This is a genomic window from Olivibacter sp. SA151, from assembly GCF_054130995.1.
On sequence record NZ_CP096391.1, the window covers coordinates 3727470 to 3742772 of the forward strand.

At 39.6% G+C, this 15303-nt stretch carries 13 protein-coding genes and 1 tRNA gene; 6 read left to right on the forward strand and 8 right to left on the reverse strand.

Annotated features, from left to right (window positions below):
• Nucleotides 1-66: 66 nt before the first annotated feature.
• The 4 genes from M1D52_RS15455 to recR form a co-directional block, all read right to left on the reverse strand.
• A complete protein-coding gene (locus tag M1D52_RS15455) occupies nucleotides 67-663 on the reverse strand; it encodes a phosphoribosylanthranilate isomerase (RefSeq protein WP_437392926.1) in 597 nt (198 codons plus the stop codon).
• 28 nt (nucleotides 664-691) lie between these two features.
• Nucleotides 692-1696, reverse strand: a complete 1005-nt coding sequence (trpD, locus tag M1D52_RS15460; RefSeq protein WP_130857401.1) for an anthranilate phosphoribosyltransferase — start codon at nucleotides 1694-1696, stop codon at nucleotides 692-694.
• A 292-nt stretch (nucleotides 1697-1988) separates the two neighbouring features.
• A complete protein-coding gene (locus tag M1D52_RS15465) occupies nucleotides 1989-2804 on the reverse strand; it encodes an SDR family oxidoreductase (RefSeq protein WP_437392927.1) in 816 nt (271 codons plus the stop codon).
• Nucleotides 2805-2869: 65 nt separating this feature from the next.
• Nucleotides 2870-3484 carry a recombination mediator RecR gene (gene recR, locus M1D52_RS15470; RefSeq protein ID WP_437392928.1) on the reverse strand — a complete coding sequence of 205 codons (615 nt, stop codon included), beginning with the start codon at nucleotides 3482-3484 and terminating at the stop codon, nucleotides 2870-2872.
• 126 nt (nucleotides 3485-3610) lie between these two features.
• Here recR and M1D52_RS15475 point away from each other — a divergent pair, with 126 nt between their 5' ends.
• The 6 genes from M1D52_RS15475 to M1D52_RS15500 all read left to right on the forward strand — a co-directional run bounded on the left by M1D52_RS15475 (nucleotide 3611) and on the right by M1D52_RS15500 (nucleotide 9407).
• On the forward strand, nucleotides 3611-4315 hold the full coding sequence (locus M1D52_RS15475) for an LOG family protein (protein ID WP_041388330.1): 705 nt from the start codon (nucleotides 3611-3613) through the stop codon (nucleotides 4313-4315).
• Nucleotides 4316-4416: 101 nt separating this feature from the next.
• Complete coding sequence (gene lgt, locus M1D52_RS15480) at nucleotides 4417-5283, forward strand: prolipoprotein diacylglyceryl transferase (protein ID WP_242627321.1); 867 nt, start codon at nucleotides 4417-4419, stop codon at nucleotides 5281-5283.
• 34 nt (nucleotides 5284-5317) lie between these two features.
• Nucleotides 5318-5770: a Fur family transcriptional regulator gene (locus M1D52_RS15485; RefSeq protein WP_013666357.1), complete on the forward strand. Its 453-nt coding sequence runs from the start codon at nucleotides 5318-5320 to the stop codon at nucleotides 5768-5770.
• Nucleotides 5771-5872: 102 nt separating this feature from the next.
• Nucleotides 5873-8008 (forward strand): ribonuclease R, encoded by a 2136-nt coding sequence (rnr, locus tag M1D52_RS15490; RefSeq protein WP_437392929.1) that lies wholly within the window; start codon nucleotides 5873-5875, stop codon nucleotides 8006-8008.
• Between the two features lie 84 nt (nucleotides 8009-8092).
• A complete protein-coding gene (locus tag M1D52_RS15495) occupies nucleotides 8093-9067 on the forward strand; it encodes a polyprenyl synthetase family protein (RefSeq protein WP_437392930.1) in 975 nt (324 codons plus the stop codon).
• 252 nt (nucleotides 9068-9319) lie between these two features.
• Nucleotides 9320-9407, forward strand: a tRNA-Ser gene (locus tag M1D52_RS15500).
• 361 nt (nucleotides 9408-9768) lie between these two features.
• Here M1D52_RS15500 and M1D52_RS15505 read toward each other — a convergent pair.
• From M1D52_RS15505 to pnp, 4 genes are all read right to left on the reverse strand, one after another.
• On the reverse strand, nucleotides 9769-10716 hold the full coding sequence (locus M1D52_RS15505; RefSeq protein WP_437392931.1) for a D-2-hydroxyacid dehydrogenase: 948 nt from the start codon (nucleotides 10714-10716) through the stop codon (nucleotides 9769-9771).
• 155 nt (nucleotides 10717-10871) lie between these two features.
• Nucleotides 10872-11939, reverse strand: coding sequence for a 3-phosphoserine/phosphohydroxythreonine transaminase (gene serC / locus M1D52_RS15510; RefSeq protein WP_013666353.1), 1068 nt, complete (start codon nucleotides 11937-11939; stop codon nucleotides 10872-10874).
• A gap of 354 nt (nucleotides 11940-12293) precedes the next feature.
• Nucleotides 12294-12965, reverse strand: a complete 672-nt coding sequence (gene rpe, locus M1D52_RS15515; RefSeq protein ID WP_013666352.1) for a ribulose-phosphate 3-epimerase — start codon at nucleotides 12963-12965, stop codon at nucleotides 12294-12296.
• 95 nt (nucleotides 12966-13060) lie between these two features.
• Complete coding sequence (gene pnp / locus M1D52_RS15520) at nucleotides 13061-15214, reverse strand: polyribonucleotide nucleotidyltransferase (protein ID WP_041388329.1); 2154 nt, start codon at nucleotides 15212-15214, stop codon at nucleotides 13061-13063.
• Nucleotides 15215-15303 lie beyond the last annotated feature (89 nt).

Below are 15303 nucleotides of genomic sequence, written 5' to 3' on the forward strand. Positions count from 1 at the left end.
GGATTTGTTGGAAGCACTCATCGTAATAAACAACAAGTCTGATTAAGGTGCATGTACTGCAACATTTTAACAGCAGCTACTAGAGAATATTGATCGCAGTAGCGTTAAATCCTTGAGTCCCGGACTTTCTTCAAATTTTGAATTTACATCAAGGGCATAAAGGCGCGGATCGTTTAAAGATAAGGCGCTCGCGATGTTTTCCGGACCAAGACCACCACTCAAAAAGAAAGGTTTTTCCAGTTTATATTGTTCGATTAGCGACCAGTCGAAAAGTTGTCCTGTTCCTCCGTATCCCTGGCTTTTCGTGTCGAAAAGAAAAAAATCAACTAAAGCTTCGTATGCGTCCAATTGTTGCCAATCAAAATCCTGCGAAATACCGAAGGCCTTAATAATCGGCACGTTTAAATCTTTTAAAGTCTTCACAAAAGCAGGATTTTCATTTCCATGTAACTGTATAGCCTGCAAGTTGTAATTATTTTTTGCTGCCCTTATCCGCTCGGTCGAATCATTGACAAATACACCTACCTTTTTGACCGACGATAAAGCGCTCAAAAATTCAGGTGATAGATCAGCAATATAACGTTTCGATTGCTCATAAAATATAAAACCTAGGTAATCCGGCTTTAACAAAAGGACTTCCTCTATGTTTGCAGGATATTTCATGCCGCAAATTTTCAGCTTAGCTTGCATATTAATAAATTGCTTTTTCTTTTTTAACCAATCGATTAAAGCTAAGGAGCGCCTTTTTTGACAATAAAGATGCCTCTGCTTCATAATAGCAATCGGCAAAAGACTTACTTGGACAAATGGTTTGTATCGCTATAGCCGCATTGCACAACACTACATTTTTTTGCGCAAAGGATGCCGTACCATTTAAAACATCCATAAAAATGCGTGCGGCCTCTTCAATCGTTTCTCCTCCATTTATTTCATTGGCTCGTACCTTATCAAATCCAATAGATTCCAAAGACACATACTGTTCTCCCTTGTTTCCAATCACCTTAAAATCGCCTGTCAATGATATCTCGTCGTAACCATCAAAAGCGTGCAGTATTGAATATCTCTTGTTGGTCTTCTGATAAAGATACCCGTAAAGCCTAGCTAATTCCAAGCTAAATACACCAACCGATTGGTAAATTGGTTCTGCTGGATTAACTAGCGGCCCAAGCATGTTAAAAAAGGTCTTCACGCCTAGCTCTTTTCGTATAGGAGCCACAGTTTTCATTGCCGGATGAAATAAGGGGGCATGTAAAAAGCAAATGCCGGCTTCGTCCAAGCTTCGATAAATTTCGCCAGGTTCATTTGTAAAACGATAGCCCAAAAATTCCATGACATTAGAGGAGCCGCATCCCGAAGATACTCCATAGTTGCCGTGTTTTGCAACCTGATACCCAGCTCCGGCCACTACGAAGGAAGCAAGCGTTGAAATATTAAAAGTGTTTTTTCCATCTCCCCCCGTTCCGCATAAGTCAATCAGTTTATAGTCTTTAAAATCTATTTTTAGACATAAGTCAAGCATGGCATCCCGGAAACCGGCTAATTCCTCTACCGTAATATTGCGCATACAATATGCCGTCATAAATGCTGCCATTTGTGATGAATTGTATTTACCGGAAGTAATATTGGTTAGTATTTCGTAAGCCTCTTCCTTTGTAAAAGTTTTACTTTCAAACAAATGTGTTAATATTCTTTTCATCTAATGTTAATTTTTATATACTGCACGCCATTTTTACCTTTTTAAAAGATAGTTTCGCGCAATTTTATCTGTGAAGAAACTAATCCAAATCAGTTTGCTTTAAGCCATAAAAAAAGGCTTGCGATATGGCAAGCCTTTTTGTTATTTCTTATTTAGATGCACTACAAAATGGTTTTGCCACGATTATCCCTCGTGCCACCACCAATTTATATGAGCAAATGTTGTATTCATACTTTCTAAAGCAAATATGAATAATTAGATTAATATTTGCAAATATTTTTGGCATTACGCTTTAAGCTTTGATTAGAGGATTCTTTTCTTTTGCAAAAAGAGTAAACACTTTTTTATCCACCCAAGCAGGGAAAAATTTATTCATCCATACAGCAAGCTTTCCTTGAGTTGTCATAATCAAGGTGCGTTTTCTTGCGGCAATTCCATTTGCAATAAGTGTAGCCACTTCCTCGGCGGTCATCATCTTTTCTTCCTCCATACTTGTTTCTCCGAATTGCACGCCATCTTTATTAAGCGCCGTATTTCTAATGTTGGAGGCTGTAAAACCCGGACAAGCAAGCATTACGTGCAACCCGGTTTTTAAATTTTCTACGCGTAACGACTCCATAAAGCCATTCATCGCAAATTTAGAAGCTGAGTAACCCGTGCGTCCCGGTAAACCCCGATAACCGGCTATTGAAGAGACTGCTACAACTGAACCTTTAGATTCTAGCAATGCAGGCAATGCATATTTCGTACAATAAACCGTACCCCAGAAATTTACATTCATTAGATTATGTAACACGGATAAATCCAGGTCTTTGAACAAAGCCCTCATGCTCAATCCGGCATTATTGATCAGGACATCTATTTTTTTAAAGGTTAATAAGGCTTGCGCGACGAGTTGTTTACAAGACTCCTCATTAGCCACATCGCATTGAATAGCAACTGCCTGAACATGAAATTCTTTCTCAAGATCTTGCGCAATCTGACATAAGGCAACATATTTTCGAGCAGCCAGCACCAGGTTAGCACCTCGTTTGGCCATTTCTCTCGCTAAAGCCAGTCCAATACCAGATGAGGCGCCGGTTATAATAATCGTTTTATTTGTCATCATTATCGTTATACGGCAGTAGGCACTTTTTTGTAAACTCAGTTTATAATCACGGAAATGACATTATTTTACGCTATACTGCGTTCATAGGGTACTCTGGTAACGATGGATCGACCCAGTGTAACTTCATCAACATATTCCAATTCACCGCCGAAGGATATTCCCCGTGCTATTGTGCTAATTTGAACATTAAAATCCTTCAACTTTTTATAGAGGTAAAAAATCGTCGTGTCCCCTTCCATTGTTGCACTCAGCGCTAGGATGATTTCATGGACATCATTTTCACGTAAACGGTTTATCAGACTATCAATACTCAAATCGGAAGGCCCAACTCCATCCATTGGTGAGATTAGCCCTCCCAAAACATGATACACTCCGTTAAATTGATTCGTATTTTCGATTGCCATTACGTCTCGCGTATCTTCAACCACGCAAATCAATCCCTTATCCCTTTTGGTGGCGTTGCAAATTTCACAGATCGCTTCGTCAGCGATATTATGACAAACAGCGCAATAGCATATTTCTGATTTCAATTTAGTTAACGCGTCACTAAATTTAGTAACATCATCGGCAGGTTGATTTAGCAGGTGCAATACCAAACGCAAAGCTGTCTTTTGTCCTATACCAGGTAAACGACTGAATTCATTAACCGCGTTCTCTAATAGCTTAGAAGAAAAGTTCATAACACAAAGGTAAGCGAAAACTGACAGAAAAGTTCATAGATAAAAAGGTAAAAAATTTCATTACATTAGCAGAAAACAGTTTCTAGCGTATGAAGAGACTATTTATTACTGAAATATAAGCGTATGATAACAAGTGAAGACAAGATAAGAAAAGCGTTTGAGAATAAAACCTGGCAAGAAATTAAGGTAAAAGATTCTTGGCAGATTTTTAAGATTATGGCCGAATTTGTAGAAGGTTTTGAAAAATTAGCAAAAATAGGCCCCTGTGTTTCGATTTTCGGATCCGCTCGGACTTCGAGGGATCATAATGACTATAAAATTGCCGAAGCGTGTGCCCGTTTACTTACAGAAAGAGGTTACGGTGTAATATCCGGTGGTGGCCCAGGTATCATGGAAGCGGCCAACAAAGGTGCTTACGAAGCCGGCGGAAAGTCTGTAGGCCTGAACATTGAACTTCCTTTTGAGCAATTCCACAACAAGTACATTGACCGAGATAAGTTACTGGAATTCAATTATTTTTTTGTAAGGAAAGTTATGTTTATGAAATATTCCCAAGGCTATATTGTGCTACCTGGAGGCTTTGGAACCATGGACGAGTTATTTGAAGCCATTACGTTGATACAAACAGGCAAAATTGCTCGCTTCCCGATTGTTTTGGTTGGTAAATCATACTATGGCGGCTTGTTCAATTGGATAAAAGATAGAATGTTGGAAGAGGGGAAAATCAGTGCAGAAGACCTTAATTTATATCGCTTGGTGGATACGGCTGAAGAAGCTGCGGGCCATATATTCAAATTCTACGACAAGTATTTACTTAAACCTAACTTCTAACGAGCAGCTTATAAGCTTTATATTCGTTGCCTGCCATAATCGGTAACGAATATTGAGTTTCCAAACAAGGAAACAAGGTTGCATATTGAACAATTTTATCTATGTTTGTACATCACATAAACACACAGATCCCTATGTTCGGTTTTTTATCAAGCATACATTGGAATATCGAACCCGAGATTTTCCGCATCGGTGGATTCGGTCTTCGTTATTACACGTTATGCTTTATGTTGGCGTTTTTTTTTAGTTATGTAATATTACTAAGGATTTTCAAAAAAGAGGGAAAGCCACAAGACTTGTTAGATCAGCTGACCATTTATGTGTTTATAGGAACGGTATTAGGAGCTCGTTTAGGCCATTGCTTATTTTATGAATTCGATTACTACAAAAACCATCTACTGGAAATGATACTCCCTATTAGGAATGTAAACGGGCATATTACTTTTACAGGTTTCCAGGGTCTAGCAAGCCATGGCGGGGCTATTGGTATCATAATAGCTTTATTGCTTTATTGCCGCAAAACAAAAATAAATTTCTGGTGGATAGCCGATCGCCTGGTAATCGTTGCTGCGCTTTCGGGCGCCTTTATTCGAACTGGCAATTTTTTCAACTCCGAAATTATTGGAAAACCAAGTCAACTCCCTTGGTCAGTTATTTTTTCGCAGGTCGACAACATTCCTAGACATCCTGCGCAACTTTACGAAGCAATAGGTTATTTAATAATATTTATTTTATTATTAAACTTGTATAAACAAGGGAAACATGTCAAACCTGCTTTTTTGTTTGGCTGTTTCATGGTCTTGGTGTTTGGGCTCCGCTTTATAGTTGAATTCGTCAAAGAAAATCAAGAAGCCTTTGAAAACAGCATGGCATTCAATATGGGACAATTGTTAAGCTTACCTTTTGTGGCTATTGGTTTATATCTCATTTTTAGAAAAAGAGACCAAACAGGCTTAAAGACTAAATAGGTGTTGTTTTTTCTATTATTCAATACAAGCAGTGATGAGAGAAGATAAAATAAAGACGTTTGAAAATATCTTGCGAAAACATGGCCTGAAAGTTACCCACCCGCGGCTATCAGTATTGGAGAAGATTTTCAACAAAGACACCGCGACCTCCCAACCCGATTTGGAAAGATCAATTGGAGAGGATATTGATCGGGTTACGCTTTATCGGGTTTTAAGCGCGTTTGAAGAAAAAGGTATTATTCACAAAATTTTCGATTTACATGGCACAGCCACCTATGCCCTTTGTTCAACACAGTGTAAGAGTCACGAGCATCACGATGAACACGTACATTTCACTTGTTCGAATTGCAATAGTGTGTACTGCTTAGAGGAAATCACGTTGCCAAACATCAGTACGCCATCAGGTTTTACGATAGAGCAGGTGTCGGTTAATGCCATCGGCATATGCAATAAATGCAAAACGTTAAAGGACGCTTCTGACGCCTGAATTTGATATAATTTTAGAACTATCGAGTAGTTCGAATGTTATTGTAATTAATAAGCATAGATTTTACCTTAAGCTAAGGCAATCCTATTTAAAAGCTGTTATATGTCTACAAAAAAAGCAAATGCAATTAAGCAGGTACTTTCCCAACTGATAGCCGATGTGTTCGAAAAGTCAGGAAATAAAGCCTTAAATTATAAACAAGTGTCTGCTAAACTAAATATTACAGACCCAACTTCAAAAAACACTATATTATCGATCCTTCAAGAAGAGTCGAAATCAAAATCAGGTCTATTTAAAGAAGTTGAAACAGGCAAATTTACCTTGCGGGAGTTGCATACCTTCATCGTTGGCAAAGTAGATATGACAGCCGATGGTTCTGCTTATATTGTTACCGAAGATGAATTCGAAGAGGACATTTTTGTAGCGCCTAGAAAGCTTCGGAATGCACTGCATGGGGATACCGTAAAAGTTTACGTTTATGAAAAAAGTAGAGGCCGCAAAAAAGAAGGCGAAGTTGTAGAAATAATTGAACGATTTAGAAGTGATTTTACCGGTATACTGAGCATATCCAAACGATTTGCTTTCCTAATTGCCGATGACCGAAAAATGCTTCATGATATCTACATTCCTATTGAGGATTTAAATGGAGCGAAAGATCAGGATAAAGTCGTTGTTACTATTACTGATTGGCCGCAGGGCAGCAAAAATCCCGTTGGCCGTGTAAAGCATGTACTAGGAAAGCAAGGGGAAAACAACACTGAAATGAATGCTATCCTTGCTGATTTTGGTTTCCCTTTAGCATTTCCAACAGCGGTAGAGCAAGAAGCAGACAAAATAGAAGAGGTTATTAGTCCAGTCGAAATAAGTAGAAGGAAAGATTTCCGAAGCGTTCTAACCTTTACGATCGACCCAGCCGACGCAAAGGATTTTGATGATGCCATTTCTTTCCGAAAAATGCCGGACGGCAATTACGAAGTAGGTGTGCACATTGCCGACGTAACACACTATGTTCAGCCGGACAGCGCCTTAGACAAGGAAGCATACGAAAGAGGAACGTCAGTTTATTTGGTAGATCGTGTGATTCCTATGTTACCCGAAAGGTTATCAAATAATTTGTGTTCATTAAGACCTAACGAAGATAAACTCTGTTTTTCTGCCGTATTTATCATCGATGATCAAGCTCACGTGAAAGAGCAATGGTTCGGAAGAACCATCATTCATTCGGACAGACGCTTTACCTATGAAGAGGCACAAGAGATTATTGAGAACAAGGAAGGCCAGTTTAGCGAAGAGCTTCTGATTCTCAACAAGCTCGCATATATTCTTCGTGATCGTAAATTTAAACAGGGGGCGATCAATTTTGAATCAACTGAAGTTAAATTTAAACTCGATGAAAACGGCAAACCACTAGGTGTTTATACCAAAGAGCGAAAAGACGCCCATAAATTGATTGAGGATTTTATGCTTCTAGCCAACAGAAAAGTGGCGGAATTCATAGGCAAACAAGGCAAAGGAAAGAATAAATTGCCTTTTGTTTATCGGAGTCACGATGCGCCCAATGAAGAAAGTTTGGCATCGTTTGCACAGTTTGCCGCTCGCTTTGGATACAAAGTCAGTACTAAATCAGAAAAAGAGATTGCAAAATCTTTAAATACGTTAATGCACGACGTTGAAGGTACCAAAGAACAAAATGTCCTTACTACCTTGGCCATCCGATCAATGGCAAAAGCCATTTACACTACAAAAAAGCATAGTCATTACGGACTGGCTTTTGACTATTACACACATTTCACTTCACCTATCAGACGGTATCCGGATGTGATGGTACATCGCTTATTAGCGCACTATCTGGCAGATGGAAAGGCTGTAAATGAAGAAATGTACGAGAAGATGTGTACCCACGCATCACAAATGGAAAAGAAAGCGGCAGATGCAGAGCGCACTTCCGTAAAATATAAACAAGCAGAATTTTTACAGGATCAGATCGGCAGTGTTTATTCCGGCATTATTTCAGGCGTCACAGAGTGGGGAATGTATGTTGAAATCGAAGAAAACAAATGTGAAGGGATGGTGCGACTGCGGGATATTACAGATGATTTTTATTCGCTTGACGAGAAGAATTATGCTATTATTGGCCAGCGCAAAAAGAAACGCTATCAGCTAGGCGATGAGGTACAGATAAAAGTGAAAACGGTCAACTTAGCAAAACGTCAGATTGACTTTACACTCATGAGTTAAGCACAAGTTTCGCTTTTAAGGCAAGGATTTCTTTAATAGTAACACATGAAAGGTGATGTGAACTAATTTTTCTATCTTCGTGTCATGCATTCTATAGCAGCATTACAGACTATTATTGGCGAGGCCTTAACAGAAAGAAATTTTCCAGACAATCCAAATACCCTATACGAACCGATCAAATATTTTTTGGCAATCGGAGGCAAGCGTTTAAGACCGGTTCTCACTTTATTGGCAGCTGAATTATTTGGGGCAACAATAAAAGAAGGCCTTCCAGCGGCCTTGGCTATCGAAATGTTCCATAATTTCACCTTAATGCATGACGACATTATGGATGAAGCCCCACTGCGACGAGGACGGGAGACCATCCACAAAAAGTGGGATATCAATACCGCTATCTTATCCGGGGATTCAACCTTGATTCGGGCATATCAATTGCTTGCTGAGTGCAAACCTGAGTTGCTTGCTGAATTGCTGAAAGTTTTTAACAAAATGGCTCAGGAAGTATGCGAAGGCCAGCAACTGGATATGGATTTTGAAAAACTGGCGACGGTAACCGAAGAAGAATACCTCCATATGATTCGTCTAAAAACGTCCGTATTATTGGGTGCGGCTTTAGAAATTGGGGCCATTCTGGGAGGAGCAGACAAGCAGGATCGATCGAACCTTTACACCTTTGGCGTTAATATAGGAATCGCTTTCCAGCTACAGGACGACATATTGGATGTATATGGAGATCCTAGTAAATTTGGGAAACAGGTTGGGGGTGATATCATTGAAAATAAAAAAACTTATTTACTTATCAATGCGCTACAATTAGCTAAAGGATCAGATAAACAAGAGTTAATCCATTGGACTGAGATTAACGAATTTGATCAGCAACAAAAAATAGATCGTGTAACGGCCATATACAACGATCTTGGCATAGAAAAGTTAGCTCATAAGAAAAAAATGAGTTTTGCTGAGCAAGCCTATCAAGCCTTAGAAGCAATGGCGGTCGCACGCGAGAAAAAACTTTCTTTAATTGAATTTACCGAAACCCTGTTGATTAGGGAGCACTAATAATTTACTTAGAAATTCGTTAAAAATAGGTTAAGCGACCTTTTTGTGAGGTCGTTTCTTTATAAAAAAACGGTAAAAAGATCGGATTTAGACAATCATAGGCCTTATATCAATCTTCCTTTATATGGTTTACTTTTAGGCACGATTTGTTTACATAAAATTAATTTACAAGAAATGAAGGAGTTACTTTAAATGAACGAAAAAAGGTAAAATTAAATTTGTTAAAACGGATGGAGTTTGTACTTTTGTCCCGGAAAGTTGGCAGAGTGGTCGAATGCGGCGGTCTTGAAAACCGTTGTCTGTAACAGGACCGGGGGTTCGAATCCCTCACTTTCCGCCAAAGCAACATCAACCCGGCAACAGCCGGGTTTTGTTGTTAATAGGCTTTTGTGAGCTTGCTCAAACAAAAGCCTATTAACAACAAAGTGTGACGAACGCAGTGAGTCGTTGATGTTGCTTTGAAGCCCTCCTCCCGGGGATCACCGAGCAAAGCGAGGTAATCCCTTTTGTGAGCTTGCTCAAACAAAAGCCTATTAACAACAAAGTGTGACGAACGCAGTGAGTCGTTGATGTTGCTTTGAAGCCCTCCTCCCAGGGATCACCGAGCAAAGCGAGGTAATCCTGGAAGGAAGGCTTCAAACAAAAAAAGGGAAACGTTTTTAGTTTCCCTTCTCATAATTAAGAATGAATGGTTGTTTAAACTACCCTTTAAAATATCCAATTATGATATTGGCCAATTCTTCTCCGATTCTTTCTTGCGCCTCGTTTGTTGCAGCACCAATATGAGGTGTTAGCGATACTCTTGGATGAGTAAGTATTTCTTTTCTTGGCGTCGGCTCGCTATCAAAAACGTCAAGACCTGCAAACGAAACCGTCCCATTATTCAATGCTTCGATTAAAGCTAATTCATCAATCGTACCACCTCTAGAGGCATTAACAACACCTACCCCATTTTTCATCAGGGCAAATTCAGCTGTACCTAAAACCGGCTTATCTAAGAAAGGCACATGCAAGCTAATAAAATCTGCTTGTTTGATCAGTTCATCAGTACTTACCTGTTTTACCGGCACATCAACAGAAATACCACCTGATAACGTTAAAGTTAACGCCTTGGGTATAGCCACAAAATCACTGGCAATAACATTCATACCAACGCCCAGTGCTACTTTTGCAGTTTCCTGACCAATACGGCCAAAACCAATTACACCTAGCGTTTTCCCCTTCAGTTCAACCCCCTTTGCATAAGCCTTTTTTAATCCGGCAAAATTCGTATCTCCTTCTACAGGCATTTTGCGATTAGCATCATACAGAAATCGAACACCATTATAAAGATGTGCGAAGACAAGCTCCGCTACTGATTGTGAAGACGCTGCAGGAGTATTGACAACGGCAATCCCTTTTGATTTTGCATATTCGACATCAATATTATCCATGCCTACACCTCCCCTACCAATCAATCTTAGATTTGGGCAAGCGTCGATTAAATCCTTTCTGACTTTGGTTGCACTTCTAACCGTTATGGCATCATAAGCCTGTAATTTCACAGCTAACTCATCCTGAGGGATATGGTTAGTATCAACAGTAAATCCAGCTTTTTCTAACAATTCCTTTCCTAGTGGATCTATACCGTCGTTTGCTAATAGTTTCATACTATGATATTCTATCTATAAAAATTCATAAAACTCCTGCTGTCCATGTTGACAAACAAGGAAATAATTTAAACATAGCATAGAGAATTCGGCAGCAATTTTATCAAAACCTTTATCTATATGCCATTCATCATTAATTTGGGCAGTTATGTTCACTAAGCATTTTTCTCAGCAAACTCTTGCATCAAATCAACTAATGTATTAATACTAGTAATAGTAAGCGCGTTGTAAATAGATGCCCGGAAACCACCTACGCTTCTATGTCCTTTCAACCCGACTAACCCGCGCTCTTCCGTTAGGGCAAGGAATGATTTTTCCAGTTCAGCGTTTTCCATAACAAAAGTAACATTCATTCTTGAGCGATCTTCTAGCTTGGCTGTTCCCTTAAACAATGGATTACGATCGATTTCATCGTACAATGTTCTTGCTTTGATAATATTCTCACGTTCGATTTCCTCTATACCACCCTTCGCCTTCAGCCAACGGAGATTTAATAAGGAGACATAAATAGCATAAACCGGCGGTGTATTATACATAGATCCGGCTTCTGCATGTTTACGATAATCGAATATTGATGGGATATCCCTACCGGTTTTTCCTAAAATATCGTTTTTAACAATAACGAGCGTCACTCCCGCAGGCCCCATATTCTTCTGTGCCCCTGCATAAATGAGTCCGTAATCAGCAACGTTAATCTTACGACTTAAGATATCGGACGACATGTCACAGACTAATGGAATAGGCGACTGTGGTGCTTCGAAGAGCTCAGTTCCATAAATTGTATTATTAGAAGTATAATGAAAATAAGCCGCATCCGCCGGTATCGTATACTCCTTAGGAACGTAGGTATAATTCGCATCTTTGGACGAAGCGACCACCTCAATAGCTCCGAATTTCTGAGCTTCTTTATAAGCTTTTGACGCCCAGGTTCCTGAGTCTAAATAAGCTGCTTTTCCATTTTGAGGAAGTAAATTCATCGGCACCATTGCGAACTGTTGGCTAGCCCCCCCCTGCAAAAACAACACCGAATACCCATCGGGGACAGATAATAAATCCTTTACTAACGCCTCAGTTTCTTCTATAACGGCTTCAAAGGCTTTGGAACGATGGGAAATTTCTAAAATGGATAAACCGGAATTATTAAAATCAATTATTGCTTGAGAAGCTTCTTGGAAGACCTCTGAAGGAAGTATGCATGGCCCCGCACCAAAATTGTGTTTCATTATTCTTTCTATAGATTTAAAAAATGAGCATTAATTAACAATTTCACTTAAAATAGCTTTTTATACTGGTATAGCAATAAATCATTTTATTCCTCTATAAAAATGCCTTCAATGGCAGAGGAAAATTAAACAGATTCATTTTACATGTCAATGCAGTAGATACTGCATATAAACGAATTCATCTATGTTTGGCAAATGTAAACTTTTTATAAAAAAAATTCAAAGTTTTTGAGGTTTTATTGTCAAAATAATGACAATCTTTTCGTTGGCTTAAATAGATAACAAAATTAAATTCTGTATTTTATCCAAAAACTAAAAAGGGGCCATCGGCCCCCTTTACATTTTGTATTGTCTTTAAACGGCTTTTCTTGTTATCGACACGTCTTTAAGTTGTTTTATGGACGCCATTTGATCATCTGCGCCAAAAACAGTATTACCAGCCACCAATACATTGGCCCCCGCTTGCAATAAAGATAACGAATTTTGATGGTTTACACCGCCATCAATTTCTATTAACAGATTTGGATTTCTATCCTGAGCAAGCAAACGCAATTCGCGAATGCGCCGGTAGGTGCTCTCTATAAATTTTTGCCCCCCGAAACCCGGGTTCACGGACATCATACAGACTAAATCAATATCTTCAACAATATCGCTCAATTGGGCGATCGGTGTGTGAGGATTAATCGCTACCCCTGCTCGACATCCCAATTCTTTAATCTTTTGTATAGTGCGATGCAAATGGATACAGGCTTCAAAATGAACGGAAATGTTGTTTGCGCCAGCCTCCTTAAATTCGTTTAAGTAACGATCCGGATCTACGATCATCAAATGCACATCCAAAGGTTTAAGGGCGTGTTGCTTTACGGCTTTTACAACAGGAAACCCAAAAGAAATATTGGGAACAAATACACCATCCATAATATCTACATGGATCCAATCAGCGTCGCTTTTATTGAGCATTTCAATATCGCGTTGAAGATTAGCAAAATCGGCAGACAAAATTGAAGGAGCTACTAAATGTTTCATTGGTAAAATCTTTTGTGAAGGACCAAAACGGTAGAAAAGCAAAAGCCATTGCTAAATGCTCAAACGCAAAGAAAGCAATGGCTTCTAGTATTTAACTATTGTTCTTGTTTATTTTCCGGTTCCTGCTTTTTTTCGGGACGAGGCAAAAGTGCTTTTCTGGAAAGCTTCAATTTACCTTGTTTATCGATATCTAACAGTTTAACCTTAACAATTTCACCGACTTGAAAAATTCCTTCCATGGTTTCATAACGTTTCCAATCGATCTCAGAAATGTGCAACAATCCATCTTTACCCGGTAAGATTTCGACAAAGGCACCGAAAGGCATAATAGATTTCACTTTGCCTTCGTAAACATCGCCTACTTCCGGTTTTGCTGCAATCGCTTTAATGCGCCTAACAGCGTCATCGATAGAAGTTTTATTGTCTGCAAAGACTTGTACGATGCCCTTACCTTCAATCTCCTCGATCGAAATGGTAGTACCGGTTTCCCTTTGCATTTCCTGGATGATTTTGCCTCCGGGGCCGATAATAGCACCAATAAACTCTTTATCAATTGTTAAGCTCACAATGCGCGGAGCGTGTGGTTTAAAATCTTCACGAGGAGCTTCGATCGTTTTGAGCATCTCGTTTAAGATATGTAAACGTGACTCCTTAGCTTGATATAGTGCTTCTTTTAGAACCTCCCATTTCAGCCCATTGATTTTCAAGTCCATTTGACAAGCAACGATACCTTTGCTAGTTCCAGTGACTTTAAAGTCCATATCTCCCAAATGATCCTCATCACCAAGAATATCACTTAATACCGCATACTTACCTGTTTTTTCATCCGTAATAAGTCCCATCGCGATTCCTGATACAGGCGCTGTGATTTTTACACCTGCATCCATAAGTGCCAATGTTCCGGCGCAAACGGTAGCCATAGAGGACGAACCATTGGATTCCAAAATATCAGAAACAACTCGTATCGTATAAGGATTTTCCTCTTGACTGGGCAGCACTTGTTTTAATGAACGCATCGCCAAGTTACCATGTCCAACCTCTCTACGACCCGGGCCACGATTTGGTCTCACTTCACCGGTGGAAAAACCAGGAAAATTATAGTGTAAAATAAATCGGCTATAGCCATTAATAAATGCACCATCGATCATTTGCTCATCTTCCTTCGCTCCTAGTGTGACTGAAGTAAGCGACTGCGTTTCACCCCGGGTGAAAATTGCCGATCCGTGTGCGGCAGGTAAATAATCGACTTCACTCCAAATAGGTCTCACGGTACGCACATCACGTCCGTCGAGCCGTATACCTTCATTAAGAATGAGGTTTCGCACAGCATCATATTGTACGTCATGGAAATATTTCTTTGCTAAGAATACGGTTTCTTCATCCACATCTTCGCCCAATGTAAGGGCAAAAGCCTCTGCAATGTCAGCAAATTTGGCTGATCGCTCTTTTTTAGACAAACCGGATTTAGCAACGGCATACACACTGTCGTAAGTAGCTGCGTAAACACGTTCTTTTAATTCCGGGTTACTAGGTTCGTGGTTGTAAACCCTTTTCTCAAGTTTACCAACCATTTCTGCCAATTCGAGTTGTGCTTGTACCTGCACTTTAATAGCCTCATGGGCAAAAGCAATGGCTTCCACCATTTCTTCTTCGGAAATCTCCTTAGCCTCGCCTTCTACCATCACAATATCGTTGGCCGAACCTGCAACAATAAACTCAAGCGTAGCTCTCTCCAAGTCACTTAATAATGGATTAATTACGAATTTACCGTCAATTTTTGCTACGCGGACTTCCGAAATGGGTCCGTTAAAAGGAATATCGGAAACAGCTAAAGCTGCGGATGCCGCTAATCCCGCTAATGCATCCGGCATAATATCTTTATCAGCTGATATCAGTGTTATCATAACCTGTGTATCTGCATGATAATCATCAGGGAATAAAGGGCGTAGCGCTCGGTCAACCAAGCGTGAAATTAAAATTTCATAGTCGGATAAGCGTGCTTCTCTTCGCAAAAATCCGCCGGGAATGCGACCGGTTGCCGCATATTTTTCTTGATAATCAACAGATAGAGGTAGAAAATCAGTTCCTGGTTTTGCTTCTTGAGCGGATACCACGGTGGCTAAAAGCATGGTGTTCCCCATCTTAACCACAACGGAACCGTCAGCCTGTTTCGCTAATTTACCGGTTTCAATTTCGATCTGACGGCCATCGCCAATATCGAATGTTTTTTTAATTGCGTTATAACTCATGTTTTCGTTCAGTGATGCGTTGGTCGTCTTAAAAAACGCATCCATTTTTAATTATTAGACTCTTATTTTGCCACAAAGGTAAATAAAAA